Annotated in this window: 15 protein-coding genes; 13 read left to right on the top strand and 2 right to left on the bottom strand. The window is 44.9% G+C overall.

The features are described from left to right. Positions 1-9 precede the first annotated feature (9 nt). The 8 genes from LT679_RS09530 to LT679_RS09495 all read left to right on the top strand — a co-directional run bounded on the left by LT679_RS09530 (position 10) and on the right by LT679_RS09495 (position 7,995). Positions 10-1,425 carry an efflux transporter outer membrane subunit gene (locus LT679_RS09530; RefSeq protein ID WP_232177239.1) on the top strand — a complete coding sequence of 472 codons (1,416 nt, stop codon included), beginning with the start codon at positions 10-12 and terminating at the stop codon, positions 1,423-1,425. Between the two features lie 154 nt (positions 1,426-1,579). Continuing rightward, positions 1,580-4,144 (top strand): DUF5686 and carboxypeptidase-like regulatory domain-containing protein, encoded by a 2,565-nt coding sequence (locus tag LT679_RS09525; RefSeq protein WP_232177238.1) that lies wholly within the window; start codon positions 1,580-1,582, stop codon positions 4,142-4,144. 102 nt (positions 4,145-4,246) lie between these two features. Beyond that, a complete protein-coding gene (locus LT679_RS09520; RefSeq protein WP_232177237.1) occupies positions 4,247-4,579 on the top strand; it encodes an ArsR/SmtB family transcription factor in 333 nt (110 codons plus the stop codon). Between the two features lie 54 nt (positions 4,580-4,633). Further along, positions 4,634-5,152 (top strand): DUF6428 family protein, encoded by a 519-nt coding sequence (locus tag LT679_RS09515; protein WP_232177236.1) that lies wholly within the window; start codon positions 4,634-4,636, stop codon positions 5,150-5,152. Positions 5,153-5,167: 15 nt separating this feature from the next. Continuing rightward, positions 5,168-5,587 (top strand): arsenate reductase ArsC, encoded by a 420-nt coding sequence (locus LT679_RS09510; protein WP_232177235.1) that lies wholly within the window; start codon positions 5,168-5,170, stop codon positions 5,585-5,587. 1 nt (position 5,588) lies between these two features. Beyond that, on the top strand, positions 5,589-6,650 hold the full coding sequence (gene arsB / locus LT679_RS09505) for an ACR3 family arsenite efflux transporter (RefSeq protein WP_232177234.1): 1,062 nt from the start codon (positions 5,589-5,591) through the stop codon (positions 6,648-6,650). A 38-nt stretch (positions 6,651-6,688) separates the two neighbouring features. Beyond that, positions 6,689-7,282, top strand: a complete 594-nt coding sequence (locus tag LT679_RS09500; protein ID WP_232177233.1) for a TetR/AcrR family transcriptional regulator — start codon at positions 6,689-6,691, stop codon at positions 7,280-7,282. A gap of 101 nt (positions 7,283-7,383) precedes the next feature. Continuing rightward, positions 7,384-7,995, top strand: coding sequence for a TetR/AcrR family transcriptional regulator (locus tag LT679_RS09495; protein WP_232177232.1), 612 nt, complete (start codon positions 7,384-7,386; stop codon positions 7,993-7,995). Between the two features lie 22 nt (positions 7,996-8,017). Here the strand turns inward: LT679_RS09495 and LT679_RS09490 are convergent, their stop codons facing one another. After that, positions 8,018-9,418: an aminopeptidase P family protein gene (locus LT679_RS09490; RefSeq protein WP_232177231.1), complete on the bottom strand. Its 1,401-nt coding sequence runs from the start codon at positions 9,416-9,418 to the stop codon at positions 8,018-8,020. Between the two features lie 192 nt (positions 9,419-9,610). Between LT679_RS09490 and LT679_RS09485 the strand changes: the two genes are divergently transcribed. Then, on the top strand, positions 9,611-10,702 hold the full coding sequence (locus LT679_RS09485) for a GAF domain-containing protein (protein ID WP_232177230.1): 1,092 nt from the start codon (positions 9,611-9,613) through the stop codon (positions 10,700-10,702). Positions 10,703-10,711: 9 nt separating this feature from the next. Here LT679_RS09485 and LT679_RS09480 read toward each other — a convergent pair whose 3' ends face one another. Further along, the gene (locus LT679_RS09480; protein WP_232177229.1) at positions 10,712-11,830 is read right to left on the bottom strand and encodes an acyltransferase family protein; all 1,119 of its coding nucleotides are present in this window, start codon (positions 11,828-11,830) and stop codon (positions 10,712-10,714) included. Between the two features lie 178 nt (positions 11,831-12,008). Here LT679_RS09480 and LT679_RS09475 point away from each other — a divergent pair, with 178 nt between their 5' ends. From LT679_RS09475 to ccoS, 4 genes are all read left to right on the top strand, one after another. After that, the gene (locus LT679_RS09475) at positions 12,009-12,560 is read left to right on the top strand and encodes a dihydrofolate reductase family protein (protein ID WP_232177228.1); all 552 of its coding nucleotides are present in this window, start codon (positions 12,009-12,011) and stop codon (positions 12,558-12,560) included. A 376-nt stretch (positions 12,561-12,936) separates the two neighbouring features. After that, on the top strand, positions 12,937-13,806 hold the full coding sequence (locus tag LT679_RS09470; protein WP_232177227.1) for a universal stress protein: 870 nt from the start codon (positions 12,937-12,939) through the stop codon (positions 13,804-13,806). Between the two features lie 113 nt (positions 13,807-13,919). Continuing rightward, positions 13,920-16,307 (top strand): heavy metal translocating P-type ATPase, encoded by a 2,388-nt coding sequence (locus LT679_RS09465; RefSeq protein WP_232177226.1) that lies wholly within the window; start codon positions 13,920-13,922, stop codon positions 16,305-16,307. Next, a complete protein-coding gene (gene ccoS / locus LT679_RS09460) occupies positions 16,304-16,465 on the top strand; it encodes a cbb3-type cytochrome oxidase assembly protein CcoS (protein ID WP_232177225.1) in 162 nt (53 codons plus the stop codon). Before LT679_RS09465 ends, ccoS begins: the two co-directional genes overlap by 4 nt. The last annotated feature ends 90 nt before the right edge of the window (positions 16,466-16,555 follow it).

Here is a 16,555-nt window from a genome sequence, read left to right as displayed (position 1 = left end):
ATCATAACAATGATCAAGAGATATAAATGGCCGGTACTTGCAGCGCTTTCAGCAGCGATGATCATCTCATCGTGCGTTACCAAAAAGTACCAGCAGCCAAACCTTAACGTACAAACGGATAAGTTGTATCGTGATACTACTATCAACGATACCACATCAATAGCTACTGTACCTGTTGAGCAGTTGTTTGCCGACACCGTTTTGCAGGGACTAATAAAAGAGGGCGTACAAAACAACCTCGACCTTAAAACGGCTATGCAGCGCATTAACGAGGCTTATGCTACCGTACAGCAAACCAAGGCGGCGTTTTTCCCGAGCCTATCAGGTAATGCAACTATTACACGTAACAAGCAATCATTAGCGGGGTTGAATTTTCCGCCGGAGTTTGCCAACTCGTTTATATTGACTACCACTACGCATCAGTTGGGCTTAAGCACCAGTTGGGAAGCTGACATATGGGGTAAGCTGAGCAGTTCAAAACGTTCGGCGCTGGCCAACTTTTTCGCGAGTGATGCGGGCAAGCGTGCCGTGCAAACGCAACTGATAGCCAATATCGCGAACAACTATTATAGCCTGCTTGCGCTGGATAAGCAATTGGCTATTACCGAACAAACCCTGAAGAACCGCATTACCGATGTGGAGACCATGAAGGCTTTAAAGGAAAGCGCGATTGTTACTGGTGCAGCCGTTGTGCAAAGTGAGGCTAATCGCTATGCTGCCGAGGTTACCATACCTGATTTAAAACGCAGTATCCGCGAAACGGAGAATGCCCTGAGCATACTGCTTGCACGTGCGCCGGGCGCTATCAAACGAACCTCGCTTGACGAGCAGAAGCCTTACACCGATATGCAGGTAGGTATACCGTCGCAATTGTTAAAAAACAGGCCCGATGTGCAGCAGGCGGAATTCGCGTTTCGCAGCGCATTTGAAAATACGAACGTAGCGCGTACCTACTTCTACCCGGCTTTAACTATTACGGCGCAGGGCGGGGTTTCGTCACTGAAGATCAAAAACCTGTTTGATAATTCCATATTCTATAGCATAGTTGGTGGCTTAACTCAGCCTATTTTTTCAAAAGGGGAAAACCGCGCGAGGTTACGCACAGCTAAAGCACAGCAGGAGCAGGCTTACTACGCCTTTCAACAAAGCGTACTCACTGCCGGTTCTGAAGTTTCAAATGCTTTGTATGCTTACCAAACCGCGGTTGAAAAGCAAACATCACGCGCTAAACAATTAGAGGCACTACAGAAATCTGTTGATTTTACCAAAGAGTTGCTGCGTTACAGCTCGGCAACAAATTATACCGATGTGTTAACATCAGAGCAAAGCCTGCTTGCCGCACAGCTTAACAGCGTAGGCGACAAATTGCAGCAGCTACAGGCTATTGTTAACCTGTACCGGTCGCTCGGCGGCGGTTGGAAATAAACACGGCATTGTCAAAAACATTGCAATAATTAATAACTCATTAAAATATTGCAAAGCGATGTTCGTCTGCAATACCGCACGGGAAATATCCGTGCGGTATTGTATTTATCTTTGAGCACCCTTTTGCCGGGAGGTAAATTGAGTGAATAATAAAATGAAAATACTAATTAAAGTAAATAAGAAATTTAGTTTGTTAGCGCTATTTATGTTGCTGACAGTTATTGCTTTTGCACAAAATACGGTTGTGCAGGGCACCGTGCGCGATGCCAAGACCAAAGAAACATTGCCTTATGTTTCGATAGCTGTGGTAGGCACCTCACAAGGTGTTAATACCGATATGAACGGCCATTACAAGATCACTATCAATGGTACTTATACCCAGTTACAAGCATCGTATGTAGGGTACAGAACCGTGGTAAAAAATATATTGCCCGGCCGCGAGCAAACTGTTGATATTGTAATGGGTAACGATGCCAAACTGCTTACCGAAGTAGTGGTAAAAGGCGGTAAAAAGAAAAAATATACCAACAAGAATAACCCGGCTGTTGAGCTGATCCGTAAGGTTATTGCCAATAAGGATAAAAACCGTTCAGAAGCTTATGATTATACCCAATACAAGCAGTACGAAAAGATGTTCTTTTCGTTGAGCAACCTGTCCGACAAGTTCAAGAACCGGAAGATGTTCCGTAATTACCAGTTTCTGTTCCAGGAGCAGGATTCAACTGCTATCGGTGGTAAAAACCTGCTGCCTATGTACATGGAAGAAAGGCTTTCAGATAATTTTTATCGTAAAGATCCGGAAAGCAAAAAGCAAATAGTTACCGCTCACAAACAGGTAAAGTTTGATGAGAACTTTATTGATAACGAAGGCTTGCAGCAGTACTTTAACCGCATGTACCAGGACATCGAGATATACGATAATAATATCTCATTGTTGAGTAACCAAATATTAAGCCCGATAGCAAATTCGGCACCGGCATTTTACAAGTTCTTTATTACTGATACACTTAAGGATCAAAGCCCGCAACTGGTTGAGTTAAGCTTTACGCCACGCAACACCACGGATATGTTATTTGAGGGCAGGCTGTATGTAACTTTGGATGGTAACTACGCAGTTGAAAACGCGGTGCTAACCGTCAATAAAAACATCAACCTTAACTTTGTGCGTAAGATGATGGCAACGCTGTCATTCGAAAAAAATCCTGACGGCCGTTATCACCTGAGCGGAAGCGACCTGAAAATGGACTTCGGTTTAAACAAAAATAAAGGCGGCGGTATTTTTGGCCAACGCACCGTTACCATTCAGGATTTTACGGTTAACAAGCCGCTGCCAAAAACTACATACGAGGGTTCGGCTGTGGTTTTCGCGAAGGACGCGGAAGAGAAAAGCGATATGTTCTGGCAGTCAAACCGGTTAGATACGTTATCCGTACAGCAGCGCGATATCTATAAGAATATTGATAGCCTGCAAACCATCCCGTCGTTTAAACGCACAATGGATTTAATCACCCTGTTTATTGCCGGGTATAAAAACTTTGGGCCGTTTGAAGTTGGGCCGGTAAATACATTTTACAGCTTTAACCCGGTTGAGGGTTTCCGCTTACGTTTAGGTGGCCGTACCACTACCGCGTTAAGCGAGCGTTATTACTTTGAAACTTACGGCGCTTATGGTTTTAAGGATGAAAAATTCAAGTACTTTTTAAGTGCGACATATTCGCTCAACAATAAGTCGATCTACCGGTTCCCGCAAAACTACATAAGGGCAAGCTTCCAGCACGATACCAAAATTCCGGGACAGGAGCTGCAGTTTGTGCAGGAGAGCAGCTTCCTGTTATCATTCAAGCGTGGCAATAACGATATGTGGTTGTATAACGACATTTTCCGGTTGGATTATGTCCATGAATTCCGCAATCACTTCTCGTACAACCTTGGCTTCAAAACCTGGTCGCAAAGTCCGGCAGGTGCTTTGTATTTCCAAAACACAGTAAACGGCCAGCCCAACAATATACGCACACTAAGTACTACTGAACTCTCGCTGCAATTGCGTTACGCGCCGTTTGAGAAATTCTATCAGGGAAAGCTATACCGTACACCGATACCTGATAAGTATCCAATATTTACGCTTCAATATAATCAGGGCGTGAAGGATCTGTTTGGCGGCGATTATAACTATCAAAGCATTACAGCAAATATCACCAAGCGTTTCTACTGGTCGCAATTCGGTTATACCGATATAGGGCTTGAAGGTAATAACATATTTGGCCAGGCGCCATTCCCGTTGCTGGATATACATCGGGCCAACCAATCGTATGCGTTCCAGTTCCAGTCGTACAACCTGATGAACTTTTTGGAATTCGTGAGCGACCATTATGCGGCAATCAACATAGATCATAGCTTTAATGGCTTTATTTTTAACAAAGTGCCATTGCTGAAAAAACTGAAATGGCGTGAGGTGATCGACTTTAAAAGTCTTTGGGGGGGTATACGTAACGAGAACAACCCGGCGTTGAACCCGCAGCTATATAACTTCCCGATAAGTACCGAAACGGGTGCGCCAATTACCTACTCATTAAACAACGGGCCGTATATGGAAGGCAGCGTAGGTATATCTAACATATTTAAGGTTTTACGGGTTGACTATGTTAAGCGTTTCTCTTACCTTGATCATCCGGGCATTGCCAAAAATGGCGTGCGGTTTTTTGTGAAGTTCGATTTTTAAAATTCTTAACTCCACATATATCGAAGGGCTCTTAATTATTTAAGGGCCCTTTTATTTTTTGATTTTTTGCAATGATTAATATTAATCGTAATATTGCGATGTATGGGTGTGACTAAAACTGAAATATTCACCAAAGAACAAAATCAACTGGCGGTTATGCTTAAAGCCATAGCGCACCCGGCGCGCATAGCTATTTTGGAGCATATTATAAAAGCCGACGCCTGTATTTGTGGCGATTTGGTAGAGGAGCTGGGTTTGGCGCAGGCCACCATCTCTCAGCATTTAAAAGAATTGAAGAACGCCGGCCTTATACAGGGCAACATTGATGGTGCAAGTGTTTGTTATTGCATTGAGCCATCGGCATGGAAGGCGCTAAACGAAACGTTAAAGGGATTTTTCAACTCTTATAAAGGCACAGCAAATAGCTGCTGTTAAATTTTTTGATTATAATGATCGCAATATTGCAATAATACAATAAAGCTAAAACTAATGAACTGGCAAACTTTTAAAGATCAATTAACAGCTCATAAAGGGCTGGCATTACAATTTCAGTACGCCGAAGGGCAGTGGGTTGATGCATCTTACCATATCACAGAAATTAAGCAAGCGCCAATTACGTCGGTTGATTGCGGCGGAGTGATGAACGTATGGACAGAAGTGGTTATGCAATTATGGGAGCCCACAACTGAAGGTAACAACGAGGCAATGAAAGTTGAAAAAGCATTGGCTATAATCAACGTTGTTGAGAAAGCTATGCCCCTGCATCCCGCGGCTAAAGTTAAAATTGAATTTGGTAACCAGCGGTTTGATACGCGGCAACTTATACCAAAGAGCATCAATATTGTTGGAAATGATTTGATAGTAGACTTGAGGCCGGATACCGTGCAATGCAAAGCTATTGAGCGCGGTGGCAGCTGTGGTACGCCTGAAGTTGAACCGGTTACTAAAGTGCAAATGCAAAATTTGGCAGCGTCGTCATGCTGTACTCCCGGATCTGGTTGTTGTTAAAAGGAAGGTGATTTTATGAAGAATATATTAGTACTGTGCACCGGCAATAGTTGCCGCAGCCAGATTGCCCATGGCTATCTTGAATTATTTAGCGCCGGCAAAGCCAATATTTACAGTGCCGGTATTGAAACACATGGCGTTAACCCTAAGGCTATTCAGGTAATGGCTGAGGATGGGGTTGATATATCCGCCCATACATCAAACCATGTGGATGAATACCGCGATGTAAACTTTGACTACGTAATTACGGTTTGCGATAACGCTAACGAGGCATGCCCCTACTTTCCAGGCAATGTGCAACGCTTTCACCACAACTTTCCGGACCCGGCAAAGGCAACGGGTACCCCGGATGAAATTATGCAGCAGTTCCGGCAGATACGTGATATGATAAAAACTTACGCGTTCAATTTTGCTGACCATTACGTAAATATTTAGTATGGCAATTAGTAATGTTTCAAAAACGAAGCGTTTAGGCCTGCTCGACAGATTTTTGACCCTTTGGATATTTGCAGCAATGGCCATAGGGTTACTGTTGGGTTATTTAATGCCTGAACTATCGGCGGCAGTGGGCGCCTATGCTTCAGGAACAACCAATATACCGCTTGCCGTTGGTTTAATTTTGATGATGTACCCGCCGCTGGCCAAGGTGCGCTATGAGTATCTAGGGCGTATATTTAACAACATTAAGTTATTAAGCCTTTCGGTTTTTTTGAACTGGATAGTTGGCCCTGTATTGATGTTCGCACTTGCCATATTGTTTTTGCATGACCGGCCGGATTATATGGTAGGCGTAATCATGATTGGCCTGGCCAGGTGTATAGCTATGGTAATTGTTTGGAATGATATGGCTGATGGCAGCAGGGAATACGCCGCCGGGCTTGTGGCGCTTAACAGTGTTTTTCAGGTGCTGTTGTATAGCATTTATGCTTACGTTTTTATAACTGTTTTTTTGCCATGGTTTGGCTTTAAGGCCGAAAATATTAATGTAAGCGCTGCCGATGTGGCGCAGTCAACCTTTATATATTTGGGCCTGCCCTTCATCGCTGGCTTTGCAGGCAGGTACCTGCTTGTAAAATTTAAAGGTATCGATTGGTATGAGCACCGGTATATTAAGATGATATCACCCATCACCTTAATCGCTTTACTGTTTACTATAATAATTATGTTCAGCATAAAGGCCGAAGTTATTGTTAAACTTCCTGTTGATGTGTTGCGTATTGCTTTGCCGCTTATAATTTATTTTGTGTTGATGTTCGTAATCAGCTTTTTTGCAGCTAAACGCTTTAAAGCCGCTTACCCGCAAAACGCCGCCATTGCATTTACTGCTACGGGTAACAATTTTGAACTGGCAATAGCGGTTGCTGTTGGTGTGTTTGGTATTAACTCAGGGCAGGCACTTGCGGGTGTTGTAGGGCCATTGGTAGAAGTACCTGCTTTAATATTGCTGGTTAAGATGATAAGTCGGCTAAGAAAAAAATATTACGGAATTGACCGGTAAAAGTTTTTTATTTTCGACAAAATGTGTAAAATTGTCTAATGATTAAAGCGGAAGCTATAGATAAGGTTCGTGAGGATATAATTACCGCTGCCGAAGAGGTGTTTCAGAAGTATGGCTATCTGCGGGTGAGCATGCAGGATATATCAAAGGCGAGTGGTAAGGGTAGGAGTACGCTGTATTATTACTTCCGTAACAAGATGGAAGTATTTGATGCGGTATCGCATCGCTTGTTTGGCCAGTTATTAAAAGAATGCCAAAAAGTGATAAGTCCTGACGCTACTTTCGTGGTGAATATTGAGCGTTACTACAGTGTAAAGCTGCGTAACCTTAAAAAAATAGTATCATCTTATGAGCTTGTAACTGAGGATTTCAGGCAGGATCCATCATTGTTGGCTGCCAAAACCCATAAGCTGCAGGATAACGAGATTGCCATACTCAACAACATCATACAATGGGCGCAGGCTAACAATGAGATCGCGCAGTTGAGTACGGAAGATAGCACGTTCCTGGCCGAAATATTTGTAACTGCATTTAAAAGCTACGAACAGGAAATTGTGCTCTATAACAAGCTTCAGAATTTTGAAGAAAAGATAAACTGGTTAGCCCAGATTTTACATAAAGGATTAACGTAAATTTTTTTATTGTTATTTCGACACAAATACGCAAAGTGTCTAATTTTTAGTTATTAAAGCGCGTAATTCATCACAATCACAAAATATCAAATCAACCGGTCATGATTACAAGAACCACGCAAAGGCAAACATCAAAAAGCAAGGAGCAAATTGTTGACAGCGCTATCAGGCTAATCAGCAAATACGGGTTTGAGCAATTAACGCTCGATCAGGTAGGCGTGGCAGCTAATGCCAAGCGTTATTCCATCGTAGCTAAGTATGGCAACCTAGGCAATCTAATGCAGATCTGTCTGCAATCAAGCCTCGATAGCCTGGCGCTCTTTTTATCTTTACGTTCTTACCGTAACGATTATCGTGAACACAAAACCGAAGATTTTTGGGCTTTACTGGCTGCCTTTAATACCCACAACGCTGAAAAGGCGAGTGTGATTTGCCGTTACCTGCGGTCGCCATCCATTTTTCAGGCGCAGGACTTCCGTACCGAGTTGATCAACCTGCTTAACCCGATATATGATAATTTTGAACAAGGTCTACTTCAAAAAAGCAACGTTCACATCAGGTTCATATCCTTTAAATACCTGTATCAATCGGCCTGCACTTATGCCGAAAACAGAAGCAGCGGACAGCTAAGCCATACCGCATCAGTAAGTGTTTATTTTAACAATAAGGTAGCACCGGAGCTGGAGCGTATATTAAGGCTGCCTATCAACTAAGCAGCCTTAATTATAAAGGATGTTATTTTAAACCCTCAATTTCGTGCAGGGTTTTTGGCAGGTATTTGCCTAATAGCTGGTTGCCTGTTTCGGTTATCAAGAAGTTATCTTCAATACGGATGCCGCCAAAATCGCGGTAGGTGTTCAGTACGTTGTAATCAATAAAGCCGGCATACTTGTTTTCCGCCTGCCAGCGGTCTATCAGCTCCGGAATGATGTAGATGCCCGGCTCAACCGTGAGCACAAAACCGGCCTGCAGCTCGCGTCCCAGGCGTAATGATTTAAGTCCGAAGATGCTGGTTTCTTTTTTCAATTCATCGGTATAACCAACAAATTGCTCGCCGAGGTCTTCCATATCGTGTGTATCCATACCCAGCATGTGGCCCAGTCCGCATTGAAAAAACATGGTATGCGCGCCCGCCGCCAAAGCCTCAGCCGGATCGCCCTTCATTATCCCGACACTCACCAGGCCCTCGGCTAATTTTTCACAGGCGGCAAAGTGAATATCCCGGTACCTGACGCCTGGTTTCAACATGCTGATGGCATGATCCATTGAGTTTAACACTGTATTGTAAAGCTCGGCCTGTTTGGCGGTGAATTTTTTACCGGCAGGGAAAGTACGTGTTAAATCGCCACCATAATGCATGGCATTCTCGGCGCCTATATCGCTCAACACCATATCGCCATCCTTAAGTTCGTGACCATAATAGTGGGTATGCAGTGTTTGCCCTTGTGTAGTAATAATGGCCGGATAACCCAACCGCGCATTATTGGCGATAGCCACCTGGTGCGCATGCGATACCAGCTCGTAACATTTAACACCGGGCTTAGCGTTTTTAATAACAGCCAGCTCCATATCAATGCTGATGTTTACGGCTTTCTCCAGCTCGGCAACTTCAAGCGGCGATTTGATAACCCGCTGGCCAACCACGGTGCGGATCAGCTTTTCGGAAACCAAACTTTTAACCTTAGCTGTGTTTTTGCCGAACCAGCTGGCCAGCTTAATTACATTCTCCGGGCGATAGGGTGGCAGTATATGCACCTTAAGGCCTTTGCTGATGGCATGCTGTATATAGTCGGCTACCGCGTTGTAAGGCTTGGTGTGGCTAATGCCTACCATGCCGGCCATTTCGCTAACAGTGGGCAGCGTACCTGTCCACACAATATCATCAATAGTAAGTTCGTTTCCGTAAATGACCTCCTCGCCGGTCTCGGTATCAATAGTAGCCACCAGCGCTGGTACATCAAGCCCGAAATAATACAAAAAGCTGCTGTCCTGACGGAAAGGAAAGGTGTTATCCTTATAGTTCATGCTGCTTTCCTCATTACCCATAAACAGCAAAATGCCATCGTTGCCAAAACGCTGTTTCAGTACTTCGCGGCGGTTGGTGTAAACCTGTTTTTCAAATAGGTTAATCTCCATGTTGAAATGTATTTAGTATGTGCAAAGCAAAACAAAATAATTTAAAGGCGCTTCCAGCTTTTTAGCTTTTTACAGCAGGATGCTAATTTTTTACCCTTTTAATTAATTTTTTTTACAACCAAAGGCTATTAAAAACCGTACTTATCGGTAATGCTTTATTGGTAAGCAGCTCAACCATTCAAATTACTATATATGCCCCTCAAAGAGCTTGAACGGTTGCAAACGGTTAAACGGTTTTTGCAATTGCCCGTAGATTATGAAAATCAGCTGCAGGAAATAACCCGCCTTGCTGCATACATTTGCGGACAGCCAACGGCATTGATAACTTTTATTGATGAAGATGTGCAGCACATTAAGGTTAAGCACAACTTTGATTTTAGTGAGACGCCACGTTGCGACGCCTTTTGCGATCATGTTATTGGCAATAAGGGGACGATGATTGTTAAGGATGCTATGCTTGATGAGCGGTTTGCCGCCAATCCGCTGGTGCTGGATGATCCGCATATCAGGTTTTACGCTGGGGTACCGCTAACCACGCATGATGGATATGATTTAGGCAGCCTATGTGTGATAGGAAAACGGCCGTCGGACCTGTCGCCCAAGCAGGCCGAAATGCTGGATATACTTGCCCGACAGGTGATCAGTATATTGGAGTTTGAAGCCAGTGTGCTGGTGCTTAAAGCGCAGAAGGCTGAAATGCGGCGTACAGAAATTGAGTTGCGCTCGTTTTTTGAGAGCTCGGTAGAACAGCATTTGCTATTGAACCGCAACTTTGAGATACTCGCCTTTAATAAAGCCTGGAACAATCACGTACGTTCGGCCTACGGGCGCAGCCTGGAGCGGGGCAAAAAAATGACCGACTACATTCACCCCGATCATTTAGCCCTCTTTTACCGGGATTACAATACGGCGCTGCGCGGTACAGCCGTGTTTGATGAGCGCAAGTTGAAAAGCAACGGTGCAGATGCCTGGTTTTTGGTAAAGTTTGAACCTGCTTTTGATGCCGAGGGTGAGATTATTGGTGTGTCTGTCGACATTATTGATATAACGCGCCGCATACAGAATGAAGAGATGGTGCAGATGCAAAAGCAATCGTTACAAAACATAGCCTTTATGCAATCGCACGAGTTGCGCAGGCCGGTAGCATCCATACTCGGGTTGATGGATTTGATAAATGCCGATGGCCATGCCCCGCAAACAACCGAATGGCAATATCTGCAGGATTCAGTAAAGGAACTGGATAGCATGATCAGGTCCATTGTTGACGAGGTTGATAAAAAATAAATCCACCAGTTAGGCTTTTAGCGTCCGTCGTTTTAACCATGCTCTAACCGGTTCATCATACCATTTCAACGCGGCATAAGCTACCGATACCGATATCACGAAGGTAAGTACGGCATATGGCAATGCATGGCCCAAGCTCATGCCCCTATCTCTGCTAACCCAGCCGGTATAAACATAAATAAAAGGATAATGGGTGATGTATAAAGGGTACGACAGATCGCCCAGGAATTTGCTGACCTGTTTGCCTTTAGTGCTATGGATCTGTCCGCTGGCACCCATATACACAATCAGCGGAAATACCAGGATGATGACCAGCGATTCATACAAGCCGTTTGCCCATACATTTTCGGGACTGCCAATGCGCGGTACGGCCAGCACCGCAACCAGCATAACAGTGCACCACAAAAAAGCGTTTTTAATATAGATAGGCCTGGTAATACGCGATAACAATAAACCGCCGAAGAATGGGAACAGCATGCGGGTAAAGCCAATGCGGGTGTGCTCCAGGTTGGGTGTCCACCCGCCAATAACGTCTCCGTTGGGGCCGGTTAACAGGTAGTGTACCAGCAAAGCTGCCGAGGCGATCACCAAAATCGATAATGCCCACTTGGGTAATTTGCGCACGCCAAGGGCGTATAATATATTGGCAATGTACTCAAAGTATAACGACCAGCCCGGCCCATCCAGCGGGTGCATTTCTTGCCAGCCGCGTATATCCCACGATGCAGGTACCGGTATCAGTGTAAAACCAACCAGCATAACCACCAGCAGCTTCCAGGCAGGTACGGTATGTATGTTGGGCCACAGCGGCGAATCGGAATAGTAAAAGCAGATGGCACCGATAATCATGCCGACAATAACCATGGGCTGCAGCCTTGCCAGCCTGCGCCTGAAGAAATTGCCGACGGTGAGCTTGCCCCAACGGTCGTCATAAGCGTAGCCGATTACATAGCCCGAAAGCAGGAAAAAGAAATCAACCGCCAGGTAACCGTGGTTGATCATCATATCAAACTTACTGGTGGCATGTGCCTCGCAAATATGAAAGGTAACTACAATAAGCGCCGCAACGCCGCGCAGCCCGTCAAGTATTTGGTAATGGGGTTTAGCATTTAATTGGTTAGATAGCATGGTGGCTAAAGATAGCAGAATATAAGAAAACGTGTAGGTGGCCTGTCACCCTGAGCCTGTCGAAGGGCGCGTGCGGTAAGCTACGAGTGGCCTAAAACCCTCTCTTTTTGTCGCTTATTGCCCTCTGGATGTATAATGCTATGCTTTACTTTTGATAAAACTCTTAAAAAACTTTAAAATGAGAAAAGTAAAATTCGGAATAAATATTAGCCTTGATGGTTATTGCGACCATACCGCTATGAGTCCGAGTGAAGAACTACTTGATTATTTTACCGGTACTATGGATGATGTAGACCTGGTGTTTTTTGGCCGGGTAATGTATGAGCTAATGTTCCCTTATTGGGCTGATGTAGCAAAAGATCAGTCGGGCACACCGGCCGAGAACAGATTTGCCGAAAGGTTCACTGCCATTGATAAGATAGTAGTTTCAAAAACATTCGAAAACGCACGAAAAGATACCCACATCGTCCGTGAAAACCCCGTGGCCGAACTCCTGAAATTAAAGCAGCAGCCCGGCAAAAGTATTACTGTGGATAGCGTGAGTATGCTGCCTGAGATGATAGCCGCCGATGTTATTGATGAATTTAACTTGGTGGTACACCCGGTAGTCGTCGGTCATGGCAGACCGCTACTGGTTGCCGGCAGCCTTCAACAAAAGCTTAACCTTAAGCTGGTTGATACCATTCCCTTTAAATCAGGCCATGTTGCATTGCATTACATGAGGATGTGATGGATTGGGAAAGTTGTTTCGCCCCTAAAAAAGTGTGCTTATTAACTCTCATTGGTAGCATTTAATAAGGCTTATGATCAACCAAAATTTCATTTTAAATATTTTGCGAGCTACCAATAAAATATAAAAGCTTTTTTCAAACTATTAAGTCTTTTTTTGAAACAAACTACCCGACAAAATGGGGATAGTGATATGTTTTATGACGCAAAATTTTAGATGAGTGTTGTATAAATATTTGAAAGTATACTATAAGTTCCAAATTCCTGCTTCCCATCACACAATCCCCTGACCCTCATCACTATTTCCTAACTTACTTGGGCTGATATTTGTGGCAATATCCATTAGTGATATTGTAAACGAATTAAAACTCATCGTTATGAAAACCATATTCGTCCCTACCGATTTTTCGGCTGCTGCCGAAAACGCCGCACAATATGCCGTTAAATTAGCGGGAGCCATAGGCGCTCGTGTAAAGTTGTTCAACAGTTTCCGCATCGCGGCTGAATCGCCCCTGGCACCGCAAGTGGCCTGGCCGCTGTATGATTATAATGCCGTGGTTGAAAACACCACCGCCGAATTAAACAAACTGGCCGGCCAACTCACCCATGCCGATGAAACCCGACGCGTTGAGGTGCTCACCGCCTGTGAAAGCTCCGCAGGTAACGTAGCCGAAATGATAAACGAAAAAGCGGTTGAGGACAGGGTTTGCCTAACGGTGATGGGCGCATCCGGCGCGGGGGATGTACAAAAGTTTTTTCTGGGCAGTACCAGTAATGATATGATAGGCAAAACAACGGTGCCGCTGCTGCTGGTGCCACCAAAGTATGCGTACAAACTAATCAGGCGCATAGCTATAGCTACTGATCTGAGCGATCAGGAAATAGAGGTGGTGCAGTCGGTTGCCAGCCTGGCGCGATACTATAAGGCAGAGTTGGTGCTGTTCCATGTAACCAACAACAGTTACCAATACGAAGGTAAGGTTGACGCCTACCTGCGCGATGTTACCAACCGCATAAACTACAGCAATGTGTTTTACCGCCATGTGCAAAATGCTGACGTTAACCACGGACTGGAATGGATAGCCGAGCACGGATTGGTTGATATGCTGGCTATTGTACACCGCGAGCATAATTTTTTTGATCAGCTGTTCAGCCGCAGCCATACCCACCACGCCGCCAAGCATATTGATATACCGCTGTTGGTTTACCCGTGTGCCAGCAAACGTTTTATCGCGCCTAATTTTTAAAACACATCTACTTAAAGGGCTTAAAAATGATGCACATCACTTTTAAGCCCTTGTTGCATCATTTAAAGGGTGGGGCGCTTAGCACATTTTTGTATTAACTAAAGCGAGCCATTATGTTAGTTAATACCACTGTAAAATCAACATGTTACCACTGCGGCCAGGATTGTGAAGAAACCACCTATCAATTTGACGATAAGGAGTTTTGCTGCGTAGGCTGCCGGGGCGTGTACCAGGTACTATCGCAAAGCGGGTTGTGTAATTATTATAATTACAACGAGCATCCCGGAGCGAACCGCGCCCGTACCGACAAGCGCTTTGAGTACCTGGACGAGCCGAAGATCATTAGCGACCTGGTTGATTTTACAGATGGCGGTATAACCATCGTTACTTTTTATATTCCTTACATCCATTGCAGCTCGTGCATCTGGTTGCTGGAACAGTTGCACCGCCTTAACCCTGCTATTTATTACAGCCGTATCGATTTCCTGAAGAAACAGGTGAACATCCGTTTTGATAATAATAAGATAACCCTGCGCCAAGTGGTTGAACTGCTGTTTGATATTGGCTACGAACCGCTCATTAACCTGCAGGATGTGGTCAAAAAACAATCTACCGAGCAAAAGGATAACCTGGTACGCAAAATAGCCGTTGCGGGATTTTGCTTTGGTAACGTGATGCTGCTCAGTTTCCCGGAATACCTGGGTTTGTCAGGACAAGAAGAAAGTTTCCGCCAGTTTTTTGGCTGGCTTAATATCGTATTTGCTCTGCCGGTAACCTTTTACAGCGGTACCGAGTACTTTACATCGGCTTACCACAACCTGAAAAATAAGGTTCTGAATATTGATTTCCCGTTGGCATTAGGAATCGCCGTATTGTTTATACGCACCGTTGCCGAGATACTCACTCATACCGGTCCCGGCTTTGCCGATACCCTTTGCGGCCTGGTATTCTTTCTGCTGGTAGGCAAGTTCGTTCAGCGTAAAACTTATTACCATATATCTTTTGAGCGCGATTACCGGTCATTCTTCCCGGTGGCGGTGCAGGTGATAAGCGAAGAAGGGGAGAAGCCGCTTCCATTGGCTGATCTGAAAGTGGGTCAGCGCATCCGCATCCGTAATAACGAGATCATTCCTGCCGATGCCATCTTATTAAAAGGCAACGCCATGATTGATTTTAGTTTTGTAACCGGCGAATCGGCACCCGTAAATAAAACGCTTGGCGAGATCATCTATGCCGGTGGTCGGCAGATGGGCGAGGCTTTAGAGATGGAAATTGTAAAACCCGTATCGCAAAGCTATCTTACCCAGTTGTGGAACAATGAGGCTTTTACCCGCAGTCAGGATAACCGGATGCAAACCTTTAACGAGCGGGTGAGCAAGCATTTTTCTATCGTACTGCTCATTATCGCCTTTGGTTCGCTGTTGTTTTGGTTACCGTTCGATTGGCAGCGTGGATTATCCGCATTTACCGCCGTGCTGATAGTGGCCTGCCCCTGCGCCCTGGCGCTGAGCACACCGTTCACCATGTCGGCCGCTTTGAGCGTATTCGACCGCAACTTTTTTTACCTCAAAAATACCGCAGTGGTTGAGCAGTTAGCCCGCATCGATACATTAGTATTTGATAAAACAGGCACCATAACCAGCAGCAACAATAAAATACTTACCGACTGCACCACGCTAACCGCTGCACAGCGGCAACTGGTGCAAAGCGTTTGCATCAACTCCGGGCATCCGCTTAGCAGGCAAATTTGCGCTTATTTGGGGGTAGGGGCTATTTTGCCGGTATCGGCTTATAAAGAAGTACCAGGCAAAGGCATCCGAGCCGTGGTTGTCGAACATTTGGTTGCCATAGGCAGCAGCGATTTTGTGGTGGACGGGGGCTATGAGCTAAGCAACACCACCAAGGTACATGTAGTTATTGACGAAGTTTACCAGGGTTATTACAGCTTTAATCACCAGTACCGTGAGGGATTGGAGGATGTGGCAGCGTTATCACCTAAGTACAAACTTTATTTATTGTCCGGCGATCAGGATCATGAGCGTAACGAGTTGCTGCCTTATTTTAATCACAGCCAAAATATGCTGTTCAGGCAATCGCCACAGCAAAAGCTCGATTTTATCAAAGAATTGCAAAGCCGGGGCAAAAAAGTAAGTATGCTGGGCGATGGGCTGAATGATGCAGGCGCGTTAAAGCAAAGCGACCTGGGTATAGCCATTACCGATAACGTGAACAACTTTTCGCCGGGCAGTGATGCCATCCTGGATGGGCGGTCGTTAAAAAGTTTTCCGAGGTTTTTAAAATTTGCCAAGGATACCGTGAAGGTGATCCATATATCCTTTTTTATATCGCTTACCTATAACCTCATCGGTTTAAGCTTCGCGGTAACGGGCAAACTATCGCCACTTACCGCGGCCATCCTGATGCCGCTGAGTACGGCCACCATCATATCATTCACCAGTATTGCCACCCATGTGGCAGCAAAAAAACGCAAGTTGTTATGAGCATAATTTATTTTTTAATAGGGTGCAGCATACTGCTGGCGCTGGGGTTTTTGTGCGCCTTTTTCTGGGCGCAGCGCAAGGGTCAGCACAATGATCTTTACACTCCATCTGTGCGCATTTTGCTGGATGATGATACTACCAGCGAAGCCGAAAAATGATCTGTATCATGTTTTTGGCTAACGGGCATCACGTGCCGGGCAGGGCAGTCCGGGTAATTTTACACCATTAATTTATTTGAACTAACCGCA

Source organism: Mucilaginibacter roseus, from assembly GCF_021215455.1.
In the GTDB taxonomy this organism is placed as follows: domain Bacteria; phylum Bacteroidota; class Bacteroidia; order Sphingobacteriales; family Sphingobacteriaceae; genus Mucilaginibacter; species Mucilaginibacter roseus.
The sequence above is the reverse complement of the archived record's forward strand: the minus strand, read 5'-3'. Positions and strand labels throughout refer to the sequence as shown.

What these genes read in the sequence shown, in the direction of transcription:
- LT679_RS09530 (WP_232177239.1), top strand. Translation starts at nt 10, where the DNA reads ATGATCAAGAGATATAAATGGCCGGTACTTGCAGCGCTTTCAGCAGCG.
- LT679_RS09525 (WP_232177238.1), top strand. Translation starts at nt 1,580, where the DNA reads ATGAAAATACTAATTAAAGTAAATAAGAAATTTAGTTTGTTAGCGCTA.
- LT679_RS09520 (WP_232177237.1), top strand. Translation starts at nt 4,247, where the DNA reads ATGGGTGTGACTAAAACTGAAATATTCACCAAAGAACAAAATCAACTG.
- LT679_RS09515 (WP_232177236.1), top strand. Translation starts at nt 4,634, where the DNA reads ATGAACTGGCAAACTTTTAAAGATCAATTAACAGCTCATAAAGGGCTG.
- LT679_RS09510 (WP_232177235.1), top strand. Translation starts at nt 5,168, where the DNA reads ATGAAGAATATATTAGTACTGTGCACCGGCAATAGTTGCCGCAGCCAG.
- arsB (WP_232177234.1), top strand. Translation starts at nt 5,589, where the DNA reads ATGGCAATTAGTAATGTTTCAAAAACGAAGCGTTTAGGCCTGCTCGAC.
- LT679_RS09500 (WP_232177233.1), top strand. Translation starts at nt 6,689, where the DNA reads ATGATTAAAGCGGAAGCTATAGATAAGGTTCGTGAGGATATAATTACC.
- LT679_RS09495 (WP_232177232.1), top strand. Translation starts at nt 7,384, where the DNA reads ATGATTACAAGAACCACGCAAAGGCAAACATCAAAAAGCAAGGAGCAA.
- LT679_RS09490 (WP_232177231.1), bottom strand. Translation starts at nt 9,418, where the DNA reads ATGGAGATTAACCTATTTGAAAAACAGGTTTACACCAACCGCCGCGAA.
- LT679_RS09485 (WP_232177230.1), top strand. Translation starts at nt 9,611, where the DNA reads ATGCCCCTCAAAGAGCTTGAACGGTTGCAAACGGTTAAACGGTTTTTG.
- LT679_RS09480 (WP_232177229.1), bottom strand. Translation starts at nt 11,830, where the DNA reads ATGCTATCTAACCAATTAAATGCTAAACCCCATTACCAAATACTTGAC.
- LT679_RS09475 (WP_232177228.1), top strand. Translation starts at nt 12,009, where the DNA reads ATGAGAAAAGTAAAATTCGGAATAAATATTAGCCTTGATGGTTATTGC.
- LT679_RS09470 (WP_232177227.1), top strand. Translation starts at nt 12,937, where the DNA reads ATGAAAACCATATTCGTCCCTACCGATTTTTCGGCTGCTGCCGAAAAC.
- LT679_RS09465 (WP_232177226.1), top strand. Translation starts at nt 13,920, where the DNA reads ATGTTAGTTAATACCACTGTAAAATCAACATGTTACCACTGCGGCCAG.
- ccoS (WP_232177225.1), top strand. Translation starts at nt 16,304, where the DNA reads ATGAGCATAATTTATTTTTTAATAGGGTGCAGCATACTGCTGGCGCTG.